Source organism: Mycobacterium sp. KBS0706 (assembly GCF_005938675.2).
Lineage (GTDB): Bacteria > Pseudomonadota > Alphaproteobacteria > DSM-16000 > Inquilinaceae > Inquilinus.
In genome coordinates, this window is record NZ_VCCH02000367.1 from 1 (window position 1) to 423 (window position 423).

Consider the following 423-nt stretch of genomic DNA (forward strand, 5'->3'; position numbering starts at 1 on the left):
TGCTCGCGCCGCCCTATGACCTGATGGCGAGCTGGGCGCTGGTGACCGGCATGCGCCGGAAGGAGCTGTGCGCGCTCGAGGTCTACCAGGTCCCGGAGACCGCCCATCTTGATGCCGCCGACCACCCGCTGGTCGGGGTCGGGCTGACGATCACCAAGGGCGATCGGCCACGCACCGTCTATCCACCGATCCAGCTGCTCGACGCCACGCACCGCTATATCGATGAGGTGCGCGGACCGCTGATCCGCAGGCAGCGCCACGCCGATCGGACCTACCGGCCGCCCTCGGCGCTGTTCCTCACCCGCCACGGCTTGGCCATCAGCCGGGCCCGCTTCACCGCCGTCATGAGTGCCGCGTTCGCGGCTGCGGGCGTGGTCGGCACGGGGCACTGGCTGCGCCACACCTTCGCGATGACGATGCTGG

1 protein-coding gene is annotated in these 423 nt (G+C 70.4%); it reads left to right on the plus strand.

Annotated features, from left to right (window positions below):
* Window positions 1–423 (plus strand): tyrosine-type recombinase/integrase (locus FFK22_RS42310; RefSeq protein ID WP_143957054.1); only part of this gene is annotated, 423 nt, incomplete at both ends.